21 protein-coding genes and 1 riboswitch are annotated in these 20,626 nt (G+C 60.1%); of the genes, 7 read left to right on the forward strand and 14 right to left on the reverse strand.

Going from position 1 to position 20,626, the window contains the following annotated elements; all coding sequences use genetic code 11:
• Positions 1–121: 121 nt before the first annotated feature.
• The 4 genes from EYD00_RS07735 to EYD00_RS07750 form a co-directional block, all read right to left on the reverse strand.
• On the reverse strand, positions 122–1,087 hold the full coding sequence (locus tag EYD00_RS07735) for an aliphatic sulfonate ABC transporter substrate-binding protein (RefSeq protein ID WP_004442522.1): 966 nt from the start codon (positions 1,085–1,087) through the stop codon (positions 122–124).
• A 285-nt stretch (positions 1,088–1,372) separates the two neighbouring features.
• Positions 1,373–1,861, reverse strand: coding sequence for an Lrp/AsnC family transcriptional regulator (locus EYD00_RS07740; RefSeq protein WP_003507846.1), 489 nt, complete (start codon positions 1,859–1,861; stop codon positions 1,373–1,375).
• A 67-nt stretch (positions 1,862–1,928) separates the two neighbouring features.
• Positions 1,929–2,585, reverse strand: coding sequence for a uracil-DNA glycosylase family protein (locus tag EYD00_RS07745; RefSeq protein WP_161794436.1), 657 nt, complete (start codon positions 2,583–2,585; stop codon positions 1,929–1,931).
• Positions 2,578–3,171 (reverse strand): thermonuclease family protein, encoded by a 594-nt coding sequence (locus tag EYD00_RS07750; protein WP_004442533.1) that lies wholly within the window; start codon positions 3,169–3,171, stop codon positions 2,578–2,580. The genes EYD00_RS07745 and EYD00_RS07750 overlap by 8 nt, the downstream gene beginning before the upstream one ends.
• 108 nt (positions 3,172–3,279) lie before the next feature.
• On the opposite strand from EYD00_RS07750, the gene pdhS2 reads away from it, so the two are divergent.
• On the forward strand, positions 3,280–4,815 hold the full coding sequence (pdhS2, locus tag EYD00_RS07755) for a two-component system sensor histidine kinase PdhS2 (protein WP_004442536.1): 1,536 nt from the start codon (positions 3,280–3,282) through the stop codon (positions 4,813–4,815).
• A gap of 60 nt (positions 4,816–4,875) precedes the next feature.
• Here the strand turns inward: pdhS2 and EYD00_RS07760 are convergent, their stop codons facing one another.
• Both EYD00_RS07760 and cobT read right to left on the reverse strand, forming a co-directional pair.
• Positions 4,876–5,262: a diacylglycerol kinase gene (locus EYD00_RS07760; protein ID WP_373887379.1), complete on the reverse strand. Its 387-nt coding sequence runs from the start codon at positions 5,260–5,262 to the stop codon at positions 4,876–4,878.
• A gap of 26 nt (positions 5,263–5,288) precedes the next feature.
• Positions 5,289–6,323: a nicotinate-nucleotide--dimethylbenzimidazole phosphoribosyltransferase gene (gene cobT / locus EYD00_RS07765; RefSeq protein ID WP_004442543.1), complete on the reverse strand. Its 1,035-nt coding sequence runs from the start codon at positions 6,321–6,323 to the stop codon at positions 5,289–5,291.
• 153 nt (positions 6,324–6,476) lie between these two features.
• Between cobT and EYD00_RS07770 the strand changes: the two genes are divergently transcribed.
• The 4 genes from EYD00_RS07770 (at position 6,477) to ribB (ending at position 9,248) form a co-directional block, all read left to right on the forward strand.
• The gene (locus tag EYD00_RS07770) at positions 6,477–7,262 is read left to right on the forward strand and encodes an adenosylcobinamide-GDP ribazoletransferase (protein WP_004442544.1); all 786 of its coding nucleotides are present in this window, start codon (positions 6,477–6,479) and stop codon (positions 7,260–7,262) included.
• Positions 7,263–7,281: 19 nt separating this feature from the next.
• Positions 7,282–7,473 carry a DUF1289 domain-containing protein gene (locus tag EYD00_RS07775; protein WP_004442545.1) on the forward strand — a complete coding sequence of 64 codons (192 nt, stop codon included), beginning with the start codon at positions 7,282–7,284 and terminating at the stop codon, positions 7,471–7,473.
• Positions 7,470–8,177, forward strand: coding sequence for a TIGR02281 family clan AA aspartic protease (locus EYD00_RS07780; RefSeq protein ID WP_004442546.1), 708 nt, complete (start codon positions 7,470–7,472; stop codon positions 8,175–8,177). Before EYD00_RS07775 ends, EYD00_RS07780 begins: the two co-directional genes overlap by 4 nt.
• Before the next feature lie 159 nt (positions 8,178–8,336).
• Positions 8,337–8,486: riboswitch (FMN riboswitch) on the forward strand.
• 120 nt (positions 8,487–8,606) lie between these two features.
• Positions 8,607–9,248: a 3,4-dihydroxy-2-butanone-4-phosphate synthase gene (gene ribB, locus EYD00_RS07785; protein ID WP_004442547.1), complete on the forward strand. Its 642-nt coding sequence runs from the start codon at positions 8,607–8,609 to the stop codon at positions 9,246–9,248.
• A gap of 78 nt (positions 9,249–9,326) precedes the next feature.
• On the opposite strand, the gene EYD00_RS07790 is transcribed toward ribB, so the two are convergent.
• The 5 genes from EYD00_RS07790 to EYD00_RS07815 all read right to left on the reverse strand — a co-directional run bounded on the left by EYD00_RS07790 (position 9,327) and on the right by EYD00_RS07815 (position 15,694).
• Positions 9,327–10,088 (reverse strand): ABC transporter permease, encoded by a 762-nt coding sequence (locus EYD00_RS07790; protein WP_004442548.1) that lies wholly within the window; start codon positions 10,086–10,088, stop codon positions 9,327–9,329.
• Positions 10,085–11,011, reverse strand: a complete 927-nt coding sequence (locus EYD00_RS07795; RefSeq protein ID WP_004442549.1) for an ABC transporter ATP-binding protein — start codon at positions 11,009–11,011, stop codon at positions 10,085–10,087. The genes EYD00_RS07790 and EYD00_RS07795 overlap by 4 nt, the downstream gene beginning before the upstream one ends.
• Positions 11,012–11,116: 105 nt before the next feature.
• Complete coding sequence (locus EYD00_RS07800; RefSeq protein ID WP_004442551.1) at positions 11,117–11,938, reverse strand: sulfite exporter TauE/SafE family protein; 822 nt, start codon at positions 11,936–11,938, stop codon at positions 11,117–11,119.
• Positions 11,939–12,436: 498 nt separating this feature from the next.
• On the reverse strand, positions 12,437–13,705 hold the full coding sequence (locus EYD00_RS07810; protein ID WP_004442553.1) for an extensin-like domain-containing protein: 1,269 nt from the start codon (positions 13,703–13,705) through the stop codon (positions 12,437–12,439).
• A 174-nt stretch (positions 13,706–13,879) separates the two neighbouring features.
• Positions 13,880–15,694 carry a methyl-accepting chemotaxis protein gene (locus tag EYD00_RS07815; protein ID WP_004442555.1) on the reverse strand — a complete coding sequence of 605 codons (1,815 nt, stop codon included), beginning with the start codon at positions 15,692–15,694 and terminating at the stop codon, positions 13,880–13,882.
• A 252-nt stretch (positions 15,695–15,946) separates the two neighbouring features.
• Between EYD00_RS07815 and EYD00_RS07820 the strand changes: the two genes are divergently transcribed.
• Positions 15,947–16,261 carry a DUF1883 domain-containing protein gene (locus EYD00_RS07820; protein ID WP_004442557.1) on the forward strand — a complete coding sequence of 105 codons (315 nt, stop codon included), beginning with the start codon at positions 15,947–15,949 and terminating at the stop codon, positions 16,259–16,261.
• A gap of 80 nt (positions 16,262–16,341) precedes the next feature.
• Here EYD00_RS07820 and EYD00_RS07825 read toward each other — a convergent pair whose 3' ends face one another.
• Both EYD00_RS07825 and EYD00_RS07830 read right to left on the reverse strand, forming a co-directional pair.
• Positions 16,342–17,658, reverse strand: a complete 1,317-nt coding sequence (locus EYD00_RS07825) for a replication-associated recombination protein A (protein ID WP_004442558.1) — start codon at positions 17,656–17,658, stop codon at positions 16,342–16,344.
• Positions 17,655–19,061 carry a DegQ family serine endoprotease gene (locus EYD00_RS07830; protein WP_004442560.1) on the reverse strand — a complete coding sequence of 469 codons (1,407 nt, stop codon included), beginning with the start codon at positions 19,059–19,061 and terminating at the stop codon, positions 17,655–17,657. Before EYD00_RS07830 ends, EYD00_RS07825 begins: the two co-directional genes overlap by 4 nt.
• 169 nt (positions 19,062–19,230) lie before the next feature.
• On the opposite strand from EYD00_RS07830, the gene EYD00_RS07835 reads away from it, so the two are divergent.
• Positions 19,231–19,581, forward strand: coding sequence for a lysozyme inhibitor LprI family protein (locus EYD00_RS07835; RefSeq protein WP_004442563.1), 351 nt, complete (start codon positions 19,231–19,233; stop codon positions 19,579–19,581).
• A gap of 5 nt (positions 19,582–19,586) precedes the next feature.
• Here the strand turns inward: EYD00_RS07835 and EYD00_RS07840 are convergent, their stop codons facing one another.
• Positions 19,587–20,588 (reverse strand): serine hydrolase domain-containing protein, encoded by a 1,002-nt coding sequence (locus tag EYD00_RS07840; protein WP_034499158.1) that lies wholly within the window; start codon positions 20,586–20,588, stop codon positions 19,587–19,589.
• Positions 20,589–20,626 lie beyond the last annotated feature (38 nt).

Consider the following 20,626-nt stretch of genomic DNA (forward strand, 5'->3'; position numbering starts at 1 on the left):
TTCTCCCCCACGGGGAGAAGAAACAAGCGGCATCCAATCGCCTCACATTTAACAACAACGGCCTGAATCAACCTCTGAGCAACATCCGCCAGCCGGTTGAAGAGACTCCACTTTCCGCCCATCAACTCGCCTTCGGGCGCCAGACGATATCCGCCACCTTGAGCTTCTTCGGCACGATCTTCAGATCGTAGAACTCGTCCGCAAGCGCCTGTTGATAGGCAATGGCCTCATCCGGAACCAGCGAGACCCGTCCTAGGTCGGCACCGGGGCGCGTCAGCGAGACCTTCGTGACATCCTCGGGGACACCGGTGATGGCCGACAGCGACTTGGCTGTCGCGTCGATGTTGGTCTGCGCTTTCGCACCCACATTCGCCAGTTCCTTCAGAATCAGCGGCACGAGATCGGGGTTACTTTCAACAAAATCGCCATTGGCGAGGAAGTAACTCCACGGATCGACGATGCCTTCGGCTGTCGAGAGTACCCTCGTCGTCGGCTCTTTCTCTGCCACGGCGAAATAGGGATCCCAGATCGACCAGGCATCGATGCTGCCGCTTCGAAAGGCGGCCGCCGCATCCGGCGGGGCAAGATCGACGGGCGTGATGTCTGCCAAGGTCAGCCCCGCCTTTCGCAACGCCTTCACAGTGACGTTATGGGCGCTGGAGCCGCGCTTGAAGGCGACCTTTTTGCCCTTTAGGTCTTGGAGCGTCTTCAGCGGCGAATCCTTCTGCACGAGGATTGCTGATCCGCCTGCCGCCGCCTTGTAGGTGCCGACATAACGCAGATTGCCGCCGGCGGCCTGCGCGAAAAGCGGCGGCACATCGCCGGTCGGGCCGATATCCAGCGCACCGGCACCCAGCGCTTCAAGAAGCGGCGGCCCGGAGGAAAATTCAGACCACTTGACCTCGATGCCGCGATCCTTCAGCAGCGCTTCGAGCGCGCCCTGACTCTTCGCGAGCGCTATCACGCCATTCTTCTGCCAGCCAATCCGCAACGTCGTGGTTGCGGCGCTCGCGCGCCGGATATGCGGCAAAAACACCGCCCCGGTCGCACCTGCAATCAGTCCCAATGTTCCGCGTCGTGTCAGCATATGGATATCCCTCGCTATTCCATCCTTCGACAGTAAAAGCGTAGATATTCGAGCGATTTTATCAAAATCTTGGTTTGCGCGCAGACGGCGCTGAGAGAATTGAATGTGCGAATTTGCCGTTACCGGCGAAATAGAATTGTCGTGCCTCTGCGGCAGCTACCGGACGGACCTTCCGACAGTATCAGCCCTGGCAGGCCCGACCGACGCCCAAAAAACCACCCACGAATTAAAACGCCCTCCCCGGCGGCCGGAAAGGGCGTTGATCAAAAACTGACCAGCGACGGATCACTCTTCGCCGGATTTGGGATTATCCAGCAGCATGTAATCGAGCGGCAGTTCCGTCGTATATTTGATCTGCTCCATCGCAAAGGCGGAGGAGACGTCGCGGATTTCGATCTTGGCGATCATCCGCTTGTAGAAAGCGTCATAGGCGGCGATATCGGGCACGACCACGCGCAGCAGATAGTCGACATCACCGCTCATACGGTAGAATTCGACAACCTCCGGGAATTCGGAAACCACTTCGGAGAAGCGCTTCAGCCATTCGATGGAATGGGAGGCGGTGCGAATGGAGACGAAAACCGTGACCTTGGTATTGACCTTGACCGGATCGAGCAGGGCCACACGCCGGCGGATGACGCCGTCTTCTTCCATCTTCTGGATACGCCGCCAACAGGGCGTCGTGGAAAGGCCGACCTTCTTCGCCAGATCGGCAACAGCCAGCGTGGAATCCTCTTGCAGAATGCGCAAAATCTTACGGTCTAGGCGATCCAATGCGTCTACCCTCCTGAATTAATTTCCTTTCAATACACTAATTTTTGCGGAAAAACAGAAAATTGTTTCACCAAAGCCGCATTTCCACATGTTGTCGCAGAACCGGCAACAGTTCCTCCGTAAACCACGGGTTCTTTTTCAGCCACCCCGTGTTGCGCCAGCTCGGATGCGGCAAAGGAAGAATGCCGGGGCCGGAATTGGCGTGAAGATAGCTGCGCCAGTTTTGCACCGTTTCGGTCATGGTTTTGCATCGTCTTTCACCCAGGTGAAAAGCCTGGGCATATTGGCCGATCGCGAGGATCAGCTCCACCTTCGGCATCGCCGCCATGACCCGCGTGCGCCAGTGCGGCGCACATTCCCGCCGTGGCGGCAGGTCGCTTCCCTTGTCATCATAACCGGGAAAACAGAACCCCATGGGAACGATGGCGAAACGATCCGGATCGTAAAATGTCTCCCGGTCGACATTCAGCCACTGGCGCAGCCTGTCGCCGGAAGCATCGTTGAATGGCAGGCCCGTTTCATGCACGCGCAGCCCTGGCGCCTGCCCGGCAATCAGAATGCGTGGTCTTGCCGACATGACGACCACCGGCCGGGGTTCATGCGGCAGGCGGTCAGCCATTCCCTTGAGCGGCATGTCGCGACAGAGACGACAGCGGGCAATCTCACCGCGCAGCCCGTCCAGCCCATCATCATGCACTGGCCCAACCCTCTCTCCTTCAGCCATGATCCCACCCCAGAAGATGGCGGACGATGGTGAGGAAACCCGCCGCCGGCGTTTCCATAGCCGCGGCACGGTGATCCCTCCGCCACTGCGAGGGCTTTTCGAATTCTCCCGCCCAGATGCCGAGCGCCTGCCTGCGCGCGGCTTCCTGCTCGCTCGAAAACTGGAAATATCCCGACGCGACGGCAAAACCGGCCGACACCATGTCCGACGAAACATCCCTGCCGCCGGCGGAACAATAGACGAGCAGTCGCCCGTATCGATCTCTGGAACTGCCGGAGCAGGAGAAATCCGCTGGCGCGGCCAGCCGTTGCAGAACACGGCGCGCCTCCTCGCCACATGGCCAGCTTTCGCCCCCGCGCAGACATGTCTGCGCAAGCTCCGGCGCATCGATGCCGAGCAGCCGGAAACGTTCCTTGCCCTTGGAGAGCGTGTCGCCGTCAATCACGAAGAAGCGGCCGCCATAGGTTTCGCTGTTGATATGATCGAGCTTGGCGGCAATCAGAACCCCTAGAAAAACCGTAGCAAGGAACAGGCCGCCGTCGCGGACTGCGGAAAAACCCCCGCGCCTGCCTCCATTTCGTCTCATGTAACAACAAACCCTTGTCAGAGATGGCAAACAAATCCTTTCACGGCAGCATCTTCTTAAGATTTTGGGCGTAGTCTGCAAGGGTTCATGTCACCCTGCGTTGTAACAATGAGTAAAAGCGTCAGCACGTCCACCGACAAGATCATCGTCGACCGCTCGAAAAAACATCGCAACAAGGCGGTTTTCGACGCGGTGAAGACGACGCGTGAACGCTTGCAGCAAGGTGCAGGCGCAAGCGACGCCTATGAACGCGAGATGCTGACCATGCACATCGCCGAGACCCTGCAGGGCGCGATGATCATGCCGCTTTTCATCGTGCTTGCCTCCATCATCGGCGTTTACATAACCCGCGATATCAGCCTCATCATCTGGTCGCTGGCTGCATTGAGTTTCCACGCCATTTCGCTGATGCTCGCCAAACGGGCTGCAAAACAGGAAATCACCGCCGAAAACCTCCTGCACTGGAAAAATCTCTTTCTCGGAATGCAGATCGTCATCGGGTGCATCTGGGCGATGTTCGCGCTGGCGGAGCCAACGCGTAATGACCCGACGCTCGTGCTTTTCTTCAAGGGCTCGACGCTGCTGATCGCGCTCTCGCTCACCGCCACGGCCAATTTCATGCTGCGGCGGGCAACCTTCATGACTTTCCTGCCGGTGCTGGCGGCTCTCTGCGTCACCTCTGTCTTCTCGCGCGATCCATTCGATGTCGGTCTTGCGCTGATGTTCGGCATGGCGATCCTGTTCTGCCACCGCATCACCAGCCGGCTTTACCAGACCAGCATCAAGCTCCTCTCCTCGCAGACGGAAAAGGACGACCTGATCGCCGAGCTCGAAGTCGCCAATTCGGTTTCCGACGAGGCGCGGCGACGCGCGGAAGAGGCCAATCTGGCCAAGTCGCGCTTTCTCGCCTCCATGTCGCACGAGCTGCGCACGCCCCTCAACGCCATTCTCGGCTTCTCCGAGGTCATGTCCTCGGAGGTGCTGGGGCCGCTCAACAATCCGCTCTACAAGGAATATTCCGGCGATATCCACCGCTCCGGCCAGCATCTGCTCGATCTCATCAACGAAATCCTCGACCTGTCGCGCATCGAGGCGGGCCGTTATGACCTGAACGAAGAAGCGATCTCGATGCTGGAAATCGCCGAAGATTGCATCGGCATGATCCAGCTTCGCGCCCGCGCCAAGAACATCAGGATCTCCCAGCAGTTTGAAAACAGCCTGCCGCAGGTCTGGGCGGACGAAAAATCGATCCGCCAGGTCGTCCTCAACCTGCTGTCCAACGCCGTCAAGTTCACCCCGCAGGGTGGAGAAATTCTCGTAAAGGCGGGCTGGACGGCCGGCGGCGGCCAATATGTGTCGATCAGGGACAATGGCCCAGGCATTCCCGAGGACGAAATTCCGGTGGTGCTGTCAGCCTTCGGCCAGGGATCAATCGCGATCAAGAGCGCCGAGCAGGGAACAGGCCTTGGCCTGCCCATCGTTCAGGCCATCCTCGCCAAGCATGACGGCCAGTTCATTCTGAAATCCAAACTGCGTGAGGGCACGGAAGGCATCGCCATCCTGCCCGCGAAACGCGTGCTCCAGAGCCTGCCAGCGGTCGAAGAAACCCATGCCATCCAGCCACGCCGACGGTCCTTCGCTTAAGGCGCCCACAGGAAGGCGTCGCCCGGCTTTCCACCTGGAAATGCCTCGAAGCTGGCAACCTCAGAAGAACAGCGTCGTCACCAGCGAATACAGCACGAAAAATCCGTTCGCCATCAACAGGCAGAAGACGGCAAAGGAGCCGAGATCCTTGGCGTGGCGGCCCACGGAGGAAATTTCCGGCGAAATGCGGTCCACCAGTTCCTCAATGGCGGTATTGAGCGCTTCCACCGAGAATAAAAGCAGCATCAACACCGTGAAAACGAGAAGATGCGCAAACGGCGCGCCCACGACCAGAAGCAGGCCAAGCCCGACGCAGAAGGCAAGAACTTCGTGACGAAAGGCAGCTTCCTGCCAAAGCCGGCCGAGCCCCTGCAGGGAATAGCGCGCGGCAGCGAACAGATGCCGCCAGCCCTTTTCTTTACGAAAGACCGGTTCTGGCGGTGGCATGTGCGGCGTCGCGTCCATCTTCAGCCTCAATGATTGGTGGGCGCGGTGATGCGTGTGTCGACACCTGCTGCCTCAAACGTCGCCATGCCGGAATGGCAGGCGGCGGCGGCCTTGACGATGCCGGCGGCAAGGGCCGCACCGGTGCCTTCGCCAAGACGCATTCCAAGCGCCAGAAGCGGCGTCTTGCCAAGCTTTTCGATGGCTGCCAGATGGCCGGGCTCACCCGAGACATGGCCGATAAGGCAATGATCGAGCGCAGAGGAATTGGCAGCCTTCAGCAGCGCCGCGGCGGCCGTTGCCACATAACCATCTATCAACACGGGAATGCGCTGCACGCGCGCAGCAAGAATGGCGCCTGCAATCGCCGCGATTTCGCGTCCGCCGAGACGACGCATGATTTCCAGCGGATCGGACAGGTGGTCCTTGTGGAACTCTACCGCCGCCTTCACCGCCGCAATCTTGCGGGCCATGACGTCACCTTCCGAACCGGTGCCCGGACCGGTCCATTCTTCCGCCGTACCGCCATAAAGCGCAAGATTGATCGCAGCCGCTATCGTGGTATTGCCGATGCCCATTTCACCGACGCAGAGAAGATCGGTGCCGCCGGCAATCGCCTCCATGCCGAAGGCCATGGTGGCGGCGCAGTCACGCTCCGAAAGCGCCGGTTCACAGGTGATATCGCCGGTCGGGTAATCCAGCGCCAGATCGAAAATCTTCAGGCCGAGATCATTGGCCACGCAGATCTGGTTGATCGCCGCGCCACCGGCGGCAAAATTTTCCACCATCTGCTGGGTCACAGACGTCGGATAGGGCGTGATGCCGTGGCGGGTCACGCCGTGATTGCCGGCGAAGATTGCCACCAGCGGACGGTTGACGGCAGGCGAACGGCCGGACCAGGCGGCAAGCCACATGGCGATTTCTTCGAGACGGCCGAGCGAACCGGCAGGTTTCGTCAGCTGCGCATTGCGCTCCTTCGCCGCAACAAGCGCGTGCGTGTCCGGGCCAGGAAGCTCGCGCAGCAGCGCGCGGAAATCATCGAAGGGCAATCCGCTCATGCTCATGATATCAGTCTCTCTCATAGCCGGTCTGGCTTTCGCATCGGCTCATGCGTCCGGAAACTTGTGTTTTCCGGCAAATCGGTCTTTGTTGCGCCTCTCATAATAGCGGATGCGCCGCGGAACAACCGGAAATGCAGCGACTGCAACGGAGAGAGCATGAAGGCCCGGGATTTTATAACAGATGTCATGCATTCCCTCGCCTTTCTAAGCCGCCTGCCCGTCCCTTCGCGATTCTTCGAAGACGACTCGGGCGTGTCGATGGGCCGGGCCGCCCGTGCTTTCCCCGCCGCGGGACTGCTGATCGCCCTGCCCGCCGCTTTCCTGGTTGTCGTGTTTGCGCGCTTCGATGCTTCTCCGCAGCTCACCGGGTGGCTCGCCATCGGCCTGACGGCGCTCATGACAGGCGCGCTGCATGAGGACGGGCTTGCCGACACGGCCGATGGCTTCGGCAGCGGCAGGGACAAGGCGCGTATGCTTGAAATCATGAAGGACAGCCGTATCGGCAGTTATGGCACCATTGCCATGGTTCTTTCCTTCGCGCTCCGCGCCACTGCACTCGCCTCGCTGATCATAACCCTGCCGGGCAAAACCGCTGCCGCCTGTCTGATTGCAGCGCTTGTCACGAGCCGCGCGCTGATGGTGTGGCACTGGCAGTCCCTGCCCGCCGCCAAGACCTCCGGCATCGCCGTCAATGCCGGCCAGCCCGGAGAAAGCGAACGCAACATCGCGCTGGCCGCCGGGCTTCTTCTCTTCATATTGTTCACGCTGCACGCGCTGCCACTGTTTGAGATCGCGCTTGTGCTGGCGGTGGCGGTCATCGCGGCCATGCTGTTCGGCAGGCTGTGCGAGAGGAAGATTGGCGGCCATACCGGGGATACCATTGGGGCTTGCCAGCAGATCACGGAGATCGTGATTCTCGTCGCACTTGCCCTTGCGGCATGAGGGCCTGATATAGATCACCATGGAAACACCCTGCGTCCAGATCTGTCGCCTCGACACGACCCACACTCTCTGCATCGGCTGCGGCCGCACGCTGGATGAAATCGGCGGCTGGACGGGTTATAGCGACGAGACGCGCCGCTCGATCATGCGCGCGCTGCCGCAAAGATTGGCAAATCTGTCCGAGTCCGCCAAGGAGACACATACCGCATGAACAGACTGACCATCGTTCTCCTTCTGCTGGCCGTCGGCCTTGGCCTGCTCGTCGTTAATCACAATGGTGGCCGAACGCTCGGCATTGATAATGATCAGTTTGCCCAGGTCCTTTATCTTCTGCCCATCGCAGGGCTGCTGTCGGCCGGCATTCTGGCGGGAAGACGCGGCAACTTCGGCACCGTCATCCGGCAGCTCGCCGTCTGGCTCGTCATCATCCTCGGCCTCGTCTCGCTCTATCTCTATCGCTACGACCTGCAATCCTTCGGCGACCGGCTGCTCGGCGGTCTGATGCCCGGCCGCGCCGTCGTGGTGACAACATCGGCAGGCGAGCAGGAAATCGTGCTGCACAAATCCATGAGCGGCCACTTCGAAGCGAATGTCGGGATTGAGGGCAGGACGATCCACATGCTGGTCGATACAGGCGCCAGCTCCGTGGTGCTCGCAAATGCGGATGCGACCGCAATCGGCATCGACACCACAAATCTCCGTTATACCGTACCGGTAATGACCGCCAATGGCCGCACGGCAGCAGCACCCGTCACGCTGTCGGAAATCAGCATTGGCCCGATCGTGCGACGCAACATCCCCGCCCTCGTCGCCCAGGATGGCCAATTGGGCCAGAGCCTGCTTGGCATGAGCTTTTTGTCAACGCTTGGTTCGCTGCAGATGCAGACCGACGAATTGCGGTTGCGGGATCGGTGAGCACTGCCCCCTCGAGATTCATTTCGGGGAGTTTTCTCACGTCTTGGTGCCGGAAAGGAAATTCCTCGTCGCGTCTGCAATCGGGATATTCTTTTCACGCGCAAGGGCTGCGGCGGGCCATTGCCCCTTGATTCCCTCGCATTTGATAATTTAAGTTGTTGCTGTTCTCAGGGCGGGGCGCAATTCCCCACCGGCGGTATCGGGACTTTCCCGGAGCCCGCGAGCGCTTCCGGTTTCCAAAGCCGGAAGGTCAGCAGATCCGGTGAGAGGCCGGAGCCGACGGTATAGTCCGGATGGAAGAGGACAAGGCATGGGACGCCTGCGCGTTAGCGGGCTTCGTATTGCATTGTTCGCCCAAGGGATATTTGGCGCTTCTCGAAGCGCGAAAATGCCGCAAAACGGCATAACCCTTGAAAGGCTTGAAATAGAATGACAGTTGCCAGAATTGAAGACGCCATTAACGCCATTTCCCGCGGCGAGATGGTGATTGTGGTTGACGACGAAGACCGCGAAAACGAAGGCGATATCATCGCCGCCTCCGACAGCATCACTCCCCAGCAGATCGCCTTCATGATGAACCATGCACGCGGGCTGATCTGCGTGGCCATGCCCGGAGAGCGCCTCGACGCGCTCGACATTCCGCTGATGGTGTCGCGCAATACCGAATCCCTCAAGACGGCCTTCACCGTGTCGGTGGATTACATTCCCGGCACCACGACGGGCATTTCCGCCGCCGACCGCGCAAAGACCGTGCGCGCGCTGGTATCGGAAGGCTCGCGCCCCGAAGATTTCGCTCGCCCGGGCCATATCTTCCCGCTGCGCGCCAACCCGCAGGGCGTTCTCGGACGCACGGGCCATACCGAAGCCGCCGTTGATCTCTGCCGTCTCGCCGGGAAGTTCCCCTCCGGCACGATATGCGAAATCGCCAATGACGACGGCACCATGGCCCGCCTGCCCCAGCTCGAAGTCTTCGCCGAGCGCCACGGCCTGCTGGTCGTGACGATCAAGGACCTCGTTTCCTATCTCGAGGGTGAGGTTGTCGAGGAAGTGGCGCAGAAGCAGGTCGCCTGACCTGCGCTCGCGTTGTGCTTTGAATACGAAAACGCCCGGCGCAAGCCGGGCGTCCAATTTTCGGGAAAGCGTTTCTGATCAGTTGCGCAGCCGATACCCTGTCTTGAACATCCAGCCGACAACGCCTAGGCATAGCGCCAGAAACAGCGTGATCATCGCCAGGCTGATGACGGGATTGACGTCAGCGATCTCGTAGAAACTCCAGCGGAAGCCGCTGATGAGATAAAGCACCGGATTGAAGTGACTGACCGTCTGCCAGAAGGGCGGCAGCATGTCGATGGAATAAAAGCTGCCGCCGAGGAAGGTCAGCGGCGGCACCACCAGCATGGGAATGAGGTTCAACTGCTCGAAATTTGTTGCCCAGATGCCGATGATGAAGCCGAACAGGCTGAAACTCACAGCCGTCAGCACAAAAAACAGGATCATCATGAACGGATGGGCGATGCTGATATCCACGAAGAACGACGCGGTTATCAGGATGATCGTACCGATCATCAGCCCCTTTGTCGCCGCCGCTCCGACATAGCCGACAAGGATTTCCGTCATCGCCACCGGTGCGGAGAGGATTTCATAGATGGTGCCGGTGAATTTCGGGAAGTAGATGCCGAAGGAGCCGTTGCCGATGCACTGCGTCAGAAGCGTCAGCATGATGAGGCCGGGCGTTATGAAAGCGCCATAGGAAACCCCACCAACCTCCTGAATCCGCGAACCGATCGCTGTGCCGAACACGATAAAATAGAGCGAGGTGGAAATGACCGGAGAGACCACGCTTTGCAGCAGGGTGCGGCGGGTGCGCGCCATTTCGAACAGGTAGATGGACTTGATGGCTTCGAAATTCATTTCTGGCCTCCCACCAGCGAAACGAAGATATCTTCGAGCGAACTCTGCCGCGTGGAAATATCCTTGAAATGGATGTTGGCGGCGAAAAGCGCGCTCAGGACATCGGCAATGCGGCCCTGCTCGCCATTATCCTCGATTTCATAGGTAATGGTGCAGCCATCTTCGGAAAGCGTGAGGCCGAAGGGCGCGAGACTTTCCGGCAAAGTCTCCACCGGCTGGGAAAGCTCAAGAAAAAGCTGCTTGCGGCCGAGTTTCTTCATCAATGCCGTCTTTTCTTCCACCAGCAGCAATTCGCCACCATTGATGACACCCACCCGGTCGGCGATTTCTTCCGCCTCCTCGATGTAATGCGTGGTGAGAATGATGGTGACACCCCTGGCGCGCAGCTCAGAGACCACATTCCACATGTCGCGGCGCAGGGTCACATCCACACCCGCCGTCGGCTCATCGAGAAACAGGACCTTCGGCTCGTGCGCCAGCGCCTTGGCAATCAGCACACGCCGCTTCATGCCGCCGGAAAGCTCCCGCAGCATGTTGTCCTTCTTGTTCCAGAGCGACAGGGATTTGAGGATGCGTTCGATCAGCTCCGGATTCTTCTTCTGTCCGTGCAGTCCGCGCGAAAAGCTGACGGTGTTCCAAACCGTCTCGAACTGGTCGGTCGTCAGTTCCTGCGGCACAAGGCCGATGAGGGCGCGGGTCTGGCGAAAATCCTTCACCACATCGTGCCCGCCAACCAGCACCGAACCTTCGCCCGGATTGACGAGGCCGCAGATGATCGAGATCAGTGTCGTCTTGCCGGCGCCATTGGGGCCGAGAAGAGCGAGTATCTCCCCCTCCCGGATATCGAGGCTGACACCTTTGAGCGCCTGGAAGCCATTTGCGTAGGATTTGGTCAGATTCCGTATCGAAACAATGGCATTCATGGCGAATTCTTTCGAAAAACCGAGTAAGATGAACGCCATATAGACCGCAGAGGTTGCAAATGCCAGACCGGCGGACTGAACACTGCGTTCGGCGGGAGCGGAAAATCAGCCGTAGACGCTATAGAAAAACTGCGCTGCGACGAAAACCAGAAACAAGCCGAAGGCCCGCTCCAGCTGCTTCTTGCTGAGCGCATGCGCCAGCCGTGCACCATAGGGCGCGACGACAAGGGTAATGGGGATCAGGAGCACCACGGCGATCCAGTTGATGAAGCCGGTGGAAAATGGCGGCAGCCCCGCATCGCCCCAGCCGGCCCAGATGTAACCCGCAAGCCCCGGCAGCGAAATCAACACGCCGACACCGGAAGAGGTGGCAACCGCCTGATGAATGCTGCGCCCGTAAAGCGTCATGAAGGTGTTGTTCATCACCCCGCCGCCCACGCCCATCAGCCCGGAAAACAGCCCGATGCCGGTGCCCACCAGAAAACGGGCCGGGTTTGGCGGCAGATCGGAACCGAGATGCCAGCTCGCCCGGTTGAAGATCATCCGGAAGGCAAGCGCGAGCGCGATGAAGGCAAAGATCAGGCGCAGCGCCACACTCGAGGCATAGGCTGCAACGATAGAGGCGAGAACGGTGCCAAGCGGCACGGCAACGACCCAGCCTTTCAGAAGCTCGATATCGACGGCGCCCTTCTGGCGATGCGTCAGGAACGAGCGGATGGACGTCGGCACGATAATGGCGAGAGACGTTCCGAGCGAAAGATGCATGCGCACCGCCTCAGGCACATCCAGAAGTCCGAAGACCTGGTAAAAAACCGGCACCAGCACCGCGCCGCCGCCGATACCGAACAGGCCGGCCAGAAGGCCTGCAACCACACCCGCAGCAGCAAGTGCCGCAGCGAAGATCATTATCTCTGAAACTGGGGGCATGAAGGCAGGCTCCCGAAGGCCGTTGTCACAAACATGTGACGCTCATAGCGTATCAGAAAAGGGCGGCAAGCCATGTTGGCCGCAGGTCAGTACGGCGCGACGTCTTTTGCCGCAAATCCGCGCCGGATGGACCGTTCTGTGGGATCGCTTCCCATTTCATGCCCTTGCAAAGACGCCGATATCCCCCCGATAAGGCTGTCTTCTTCAACCGGCCTTCGGGCCGGTCTTTTTTTGTGGGAATGTGGCGGGCGATTATCGAGCTAGCGGCAGCAAAACATCCTCAAGCTTCGTCATTCCGACCATATCCAAAGATCCGGCGCCTATGTCATCGGCGGCAGCCCGATGACAAGCCGCACTCCGTGTTCGACGTCATCCTCGGCCTTGTGCCAAGGATCTGCCGACGTATCGCCAATAGCGGCGTTGCAGATGCTCGGGACAGGCCCGAGCATGACGGAGGAGACGCTTTCAAACTCAGCCGCCAACCTCCAACGGCGCGACTTAATCGCAATGCCTGTAACCTGACTTGCGGGTACGCAGGTCGAAGTGAAAATGGTTCCAGTGGTTGGGGTCGCTGCCCGGCCCGAGAACGGTGGAGAAATATTTGCAGCTATCCGATCTGACGGCCTTCAGTAGTGCCTTTTCGCGGAAAGCGAAGAAACTCTTCTTGCGGACATCGATTTCCTTGCCGTTCTTCAGCGTGATGGTGCCGATATCGATGGCGTTGCCCCGCGCATGTTCCGACCACGGATTGCTGGAACGGGAATTCATCTTGCGGCAGGAATAACCACCCATCGGCGTTATGCGGCCGACGCCGGAGAGATAGCGGAAACGCGAGGACGGTACGAGTTCGAACTTCACCCATTTCGCAAAGGCAAGCGTAACCTGGCAATTGAGCTTCACCGCCGGACGAACTGCGACGCCGCTGGCGAGACCGCTGAGTTCGATCGGGTAATCGATGCCGCAGGTCGGCCCGTCGGCAATACGGGCGACGTCGCGAAAAGCGACACCCAGACGGCGAAGCTCGGCGCGGCACGCAACCTCCGAAGACGGCATGATGCCGGGCGGCAGGGACCGGTCGCTCTGAAGTCCGCCGCGAACGGTCGGATCATTCGGCATGAGCATGGCCACCTCTTCCACCGGCTGGCGGCGGGAGGACGATCCGGGTGGTGGTGGCGGAATGAGGCCGGACTGGCGCCGCGCCGGAGAAACCGCAACCGGATTGTCGGTGCCGATGCCGTCTACCACCGGCTGGGCCGAAGCCCCCTCGGCGATTTCGGCATCCTGTTCCTCTGCCAGTCCCCGCACCGGCTCCACGCCGAGCATGGAATCCATGTTCACGCCGCCTTCGCCCTCGGCAATCTGGCTCCTGGCCATTTGCTGCGGGGGCATCTCCTGGCTTTGCGTCGCCTGCACCGGCAGATTGCCATGACCGCCAGCCGCCATGCGTGCCTGATGCTGTGCATCGAGGGTGGAATAACCCTGCCCTGCCTGGCGCGTTTGCAGCAGCGGATCCTGCGAAGCATAAGGCTCCGGCATCGGCTGCGATATGGCCGTAGGATAATCGTTGCTCTGTCCGGCCCGCTCAACCTGATGGAAGGCACCTGCCGGCGCGCTGTAGCCCTGTTGCCGCGACGAACGAATTGCGCTCACGCGTGTGGTGCCGTCCACCTCCGCCGGTGGCACGAGGCCCTCCGCCGAACACGACACCATGACCGTGGAAATCATCAGCAACGTCACAAGACGACGCGGAAGGGAAACATACGCCATACGAGAACCTGTACCTTCAGCGGCCGCTATCCGCGGCAATACAGGTCAAATTTTAAAGAAATGAGGTAAACGAAACCTTATTGGTTGCGGGAAATAACGAATGGCTGGTTCTGATAGCCCAAAACAAAGGGCGCAGCCGGAACCGCGCCCTTCATCAGATCGAGACGCCTGAAGTCAGGCCGCCCGCGAAACCTCGCGCTCGGCATCATGTCCAAGTTCGAAGCGCGACAGAAGCGAGCGCAACTGGCGGCTTTCCTCGGCGAGCGTCTGGCTGGCGGCGGTCGTTTCTTCCACCATGGCCGCGTTTTGCTGTGTCATCTGGTCCATGTGATTAACGGAGGTGTTGATCTCCTGGAGGCCGGTGGCCTGCTCCCGCGCCGCAGTGGCGATGGAATTCACGTGACCTTCGACCCGGTTTACGAGCGCCACGATTTCTTCCAGTGCATCGCCCGTGGAGCGGACGAGCGCGACGCCGCCGCCGACCTCCTCCGCCGAGCGATTGATAAGGGTCTTGATCTCCTTGGCGGCATTGGCGGAGCGTTGCGCCAGTTCGCGCACCTCCTGCGCCACCACGGCGAAACCACGTCCGGCCTCGCCGGCCCGCGCCGCTTCCACGCCGGCATTCAGCGCCAGCAGGTTGGTCTGGAAAGCGATCTCGTCGATGACGGAAATGATCTGTCCGATCCGCTTTGACGATTCCTCGATGCGGCCCATGGCATCGACCGCGTTGCGCACGATCTCGCCTGAGCGGCCGGCGCTGCTTTTTGTGTCCTGCACCATCTGCCGCGCCTCATTGGCCCGTTCGGATGCGGTGCGCACTGTGGCGGTAATCTCGTCAAGCGCTGCGGCCGTTTCCTCCAGCGCCGCCGCCTGCTGTTCGGTCCGGCGCGAGAGATTGCCGGTCGCGCCGCTGATATCTGCAGCACTGTCATTGACGACATGACCGGTCCGGGAAATCGCTTCGATGGCGCCATGGAGCGCACCCACGGCCCGATTGAAGTCCGTGCGCAGCTTTTCGTAGTCGTCGCCGATATCTGTCAGCGCAACAGTCAGATCCCCATTGGCAAGCGCCTCGAGCGCCTCCCCCAGACGCTCCATGGCATGGGCCTGCCGCTCGGATGCGGAACGAAGGACCATCTCGTTGCCGCGACGCGCTTCCTCCAGCGCCCGCTGCTGGTCGGCCTCACGCGCCTGCAGGGCGCTGCGCTCATTGACGCTGTCACGCAGCACCAGCAACGTCTTGGCAATCGCGCCGATTTCGTTCCGGCGATCCGCGAAGCGGATTTCGGCCGTGCCGTCGCCATCGGCGATCTGCTTCATGCTCTGCCGGATGAGATCGATCGGTCGAGTGACGCTACGCACGACGGCGGCGGCCACGGCAATGACGACAAGGCCGGACAAGATGCACAGGCCGATGTTGAAATACGCGTCGCTCCAGAACACCGCTTCGAGGTCGTCGACGTAAACGCCCGTACCCACGATCCAGCCCCAGGGTGCGAAACCGGCGACATGGGAGAATTTCTCCACCGGCTCCGGGGCACCCGGTTTCGGCCAGTAATAATCGACAAAACCCTGACCGCCCGCCTTGACCGTATTCACGAACTCAACGAACAGCGCCTTGCCGTTCGGGTCCTTGTTGGCGGTAAGATCGGTTCCGTTCATTTCCGGCTTGATCGGATGCATCACCATTTTGGGGTGCATATCGTTGATCCAGAAATAACCGCTGCCGTTGCCATACCGCATGGCCGCGATTGTGACCTTGGCCTGCTGCTGTGCCGCCTCCCGCGTCAAGCTGCCGCTTTGTTCCAGGCGATAATATTGATCGAGAATAGCGACGGCCGTTTCGTTCATCGCCGCAAGCCCGGCTTTGCGCTCGCGTTCCATCTCGCCAAAGGTTTCGAACAGGCTGAATGTCAGCGCTGCGGTCAGGATTGCCAGAAACAATGCGACGAGCGCATATAGGCGCATAGATATAGTGACGTTTTTCATATTCCCCCCAACGCCGATGAGTGCACTTCGACCAGCCGATGCTAAGGGGAAAAAATTTATTATGATTAAATACGCCCATTATACGTTGGTATTATCTTCATGGGCGTCGAACACGGCCTGAAATACTCACCATCGCCATTGGCCGCCGGCGGGACAGCCAGTAATTCGATGAAAACCGTACGAATTTAAAGGCAGCGTTAACCCTGCCTCCCTATCCTCTTTTGCCACAATACCGGTACTTGGAGGCGCGCGATGGCACGGCCGAATTTTCGCTACACGCATTATGACCTGAAGGAATTGCGGGCGGGCACGATCATTGAAGTATCTCTCTCGGCCATCAATAATGTCCGGTTGATGACGGGCGCGAATTTCCAGCGCTTCACCGAATTGCTCGATTTCAAATATCTTGGCGGCGTCGCGAAAAAGTCGCCAATCCGGATCGCCATCCCCGAAACGATGCACTGGCATCTGGTGATCGATGCCGACGGGCATAACGGCCTGGCGGAATCATCGGTCAAGATGCTGCCGGCGCAGCCGCAGGCCGCGCCTCAGCGCAAGGCATCCTGACTTATTTGAAAAAACAATGCGATAGCGCAGTTTCGCGACTCTTTTTGGCAAGCGCCTGAATCATTTTGTGAAGATGAGGGCTAACGCGATTCCCGCTCGCGGCGCAGTTTCGCCCACCAGTCGAGACGTTTGCGGATTTCGCGTTCGAAACCTCTGTCCGGTGGATCGTAAAAGGTGGTCCGCCCCATTTTTTCCGGGAAGTAATCCTGCCCCGAAAAAGCGTCCGGCTCGTCATGATCGTAACGGTAGCCGTCACCATATCCCTCGCCCTTCATCAGCTTGGTCGGTGCATTCAGGATGTGTTTGGGCGGAACAAGCGAGCCATTTTCCTTCGCGGCGCGCATCGCAGCCTTGAAGGCGGTATAGACGGCATTCGATTTCGGAGCGGTGGCCAGGTAGACGCAGGCCTGCGCCAGCGCAAGTTCACCCTCCGGTGAACCAAGATAATCATAGGCATCCTTGGCAGCATTGCAGACGGCGAGCGCCTGCGGATCTGCAAGGCCGATATCTTCCACCGCCATGCGCACCAGCCGCCGGCCGATATAGAGCGGATCCTCGCCGGCATCGAACATGCGGGCGAGATAATAAAGTGCGGCATCCGGGTCCGATCCACGCACCGACTTATGCAGCGCGGAAATGAGATTGTAGTGGCCGTCCTGGCTCTTGTCGTAGACGGGCGCGCGGCGTTGCACGATGCGCGTGAGCCCTTCCGTGTCGAAGGTTTCATCTTTCCGCGCCGCGCGCCAGACTTCTTCGGCAAGCGTCAACACCGCGCGACCGTCGCCATCGGCCATGCGGATCAGGCTTGCGCGTGCATCCTCCGTCAGTGGCAGGGGCTTCTGCTCCGCCTCCTCCGCGCGCTTCAGAAGCTCGCTGAGACTGTCCTCGTCATGCGACCGAAATGTCAGGACACGGGCCCGCGACAACAGAGCGGCATTCAGTTCGAACGAGGGATTCTCGGTGGTCGCACCCACCAGAATAATGGTGCCGTCCTCCATGACAGGCAGAAAACTGTCCTGTTGCGCACGGTTGAAACGGTGAATTTCGTCGACGAAAAGCAGGGTCTGGCGACCGTTCATGCGCCTTGCACGTGCCGCTTCGAAAACCTTCTTGAGATCGGCGACGCCGGAAAAGATCGCTGATATCTGTTCGAAAGCCAGCCCCGCCTCGCCGGAAAGCAGGCGGGCGACCGTCGTCTTGCCAGTGCCGGGCGGCCCCCAGAAGATCATCGACCCCAGCGAGCCGCTATCGATCATGCGGCGCAGAACGCCCTCCTCGCCCGTCAGATGCGGCTGCCCGCTTACTTGCGCCAGCGTCTTCGGTCGCAGGCGATCGGCGAGAGGCCGCCGGTTAGCGACCTCCACCGGCACTTGCGGGGCGAAGAGATCGTCACTCATCGAAGGAACTGCCGGATACGCTGCCCGTCACGCAGGATTTCCACCCGCCAGAAACCAGGATTGTCATCCAGCGCCTTTTCGACAGCGGCCGTCGAGCCGATATCTGCGCCGTTCAATGAAAGGATCACATCTTTCGGCAGAAAACCGACACGATAAGCCGGCGAGCCACGCTTCACATCCGTGATGACGACACCCGTGACCTGCGAGGGCATGCGCAATTCGTCAGCAAGCTTCGGCGAAAGATTGGCGACGGTCGCGCCGGCGAACGGATTGCGCCCTTCGATCAGCCGTTCGTCGCGGGGAGCGGTCTCGGGCGCAATATCAAGTGCAATCGTCAGCTTCTTTTCCTTGCCCTTGTCCATGACGGTCAGTTCAGCAGATTTGCCTATGCCGGCCGTGGTCAGGCGGTAACCGAGCGCATCGGGATGCTCGACCTCCAATCCGTTGACCGCAGTCACCACCTGGCCGGGCTCCATGCCGGCCTTTTCCGCGGGGCTGCCTTTGACAACGCTCACGACCAGCGCTCCCCGGGCGCGATGCAGGCCAAGCGCCTCCGCGACATCCGAAGTGACGGGATCGAAGGTCGCGCCAATGTAGGGCCGCTGGAAGTTCGCATCGCCCCGTTCAGCAGCAGCCACAAAAACCCGGACCAGATTGGCCGGAATAGCGAAACCGATGCCGTTCGAGCCGCCGCCCTTGGAGAAGATGGCAGTGTTGATGCCGATCAGCTCGCCAGCCATATTCATCAGCGCGCCGCCGGAGTTGCCCGGGTTGATGGAGGCGTCGGTCTGGATGAAGAAGCCGAAATCGCCCTGCGTCACCTGGTTGCGGGCAAGGCCCGAGACGATGCCGCTCGTCACCGTCTGACCGACGCCGAAGGGGTTACCGATCGCCAGCACCAGATCGCCGACTTCGATCTTGTCCGAATTGCCGAGCGGCAGCACCGGGAACTGCTCCTTGGCATCGATCTGCAGCACGGCAAGATCGACCCGGTCATCTTTCATGAGAACCTTGGAGGAAAATTCGCGCCCATCCGCAAGCGCCACCTTGATGTCGTCAGCACCGTCAATGACATGATTGTTGGTCACCACGAGACCGCCGGCTGTGACGATGACGCCTGAACCGAGCGACGACTGCTTTTCCGTGCGGTTCGGCATTTGCTGCCCGAAAAACTGTTCGAAGAAGGGATCACCGGCGAAGGGCGACAACCGCCGCTGCACGATGCGTTCGGCATAGACATTCACCACCGCGCCGGCGGTGCGCTTGACCAGCGGCGCGAAGGAAAGCTGCATTTCCGTGTGGCTGGACGGCACGGTCCTGTTGTCCTGCGCCCGGGCACCCGCTGGCAGGAGAATGAGCGCGGCGAGAAAGCCGGTGGAAAGATACTTCAACACGCTTCGCATGTGATTCCTCATCGTCATCAGTATGATGGAGTTATAACGTCAAAGCCTGTAAAGCAAAGAGCGGCAAGATGATGACCGTGGGTTTCAGGCACGGCGGCTTCCGCTGATGGAACCAGCAAAGGCGTATTTTGGTTTCATCCGCACCAGCAGTCCTCAACAGAGACAAGCCATGCATTTGAAAAAGCCCCTCCTCGCCTGCGGCATCCTTTTTGCTTCCTCGCTCCTCTCAACGGCCGGTGCTGCAAGTTTCGACTGCACGAAATCCGATCTCGCAGCGGATGAAAAGGCCATCTGCGACAACCGCGCCCTGAACGATCAGGACGTGAAGATGGCCACCACCTTCGATATCCTAACCCAGCTGATGGCCATGGGCGCCCGCGACACGTTGCGCGACGAGCAGAGCCAGTGGCTGAAGAAGCGCCAGGAATGCGCAGCCGACGTTGCCTGCCTCACCGGCGCCTATGAGGAGCGCATGAAACGTCTCGGCGAGGCGTTTCAGAGCATCAACCGACCGCTCTGACCCGATCACACCGCGCGGATGACGTTCTCCATGAGGCCATGCAACTGGTCGCGATAACCGGTTCGGGCCGATGGCGCGTCTTCACGGGAGGTCATCACGACGGACAGTCGTTTTGCCGGCACGATGTACAGCATCTGCCCGCCATAACCCCAGGCATAATAGACCGTCTCGCCCGCCATCTCCCTGATGAACCAGCAATAACCGTAACCGTCGCCGTTGAAGACCGAATTGGTGCGCTGTCGCCATGATTGCTCGATCCAGTCCTGCGAAATCAACCGCTCACCACCGGGTGTCACGCCGCCCCTGCGGTAAAGCTCACCGAAGGCCAGCAGCGACCGCGCGGTCATCGCCATCTGGTTGCCGCCGAGATAGATGCCCTGCGGATCGCGCTCCCAGCCGCCGATGGAAAACCCTTCCAGGGGCCGAAACCAGTCTCGGGCGAGAGAAAGCGTCGAACGGCCGGATGCCTTCGTCAATATCGCCGACAGCAGATGTGTCGACGCCGTGGAATAAAGCATGCCGCCACCCGGCTCTCCGGCGAAACCCGACCCCAAGGCCATCCGCACCCAGTTGCGGCTGGCGACCCAACGGCCGTAATTCGGCCCGGACATGCGCTCCAGACCGGATTGCATTGACAGGAGGTTACCGACGGTGATCCGCTCCAGCCGGGGATCGGGATTTTGCGGAAATTCACCGCGCAGAATGGTCGCGATCGGCTGGTCCGCACCTTGGAGAACCTTGCGGTCGATCGCCATGCCGACCAACGCGGAGATGATCGATTTTGAGGCCGATTTGATATTGGTGGAGCCGTTCAAGCCGGCGCCATGATAGGCGCGGCTAGCGATCTCCTCGCCATCGATGCTGACGATGACGGTCTTGAGGCTGGAAAGCGCATCCGCCTCCCGCAGCAACGGACCGAAACGGACGTTGTTCCCGGCGCTCTGGGCACGGGCAAGTGAGGCGAAGGGTAGCGATGCCATGAGGGCGAGTGCGGTTCGTCTTTTCATGGTGATGAACTTAGGCATCGCTGCTTTCTGGAAAAGGG

Source organism: Agrobacterium sp. 33MFTa1.1 (genome assembly GCF_004328495.1).
Classification (GTDB): Bacteria; Pseudomonadota; Alphaproteobacteria; order Rhizobiales; family Rhizobiaceae; genus Agrobacterium; species Agrobacterium pusense.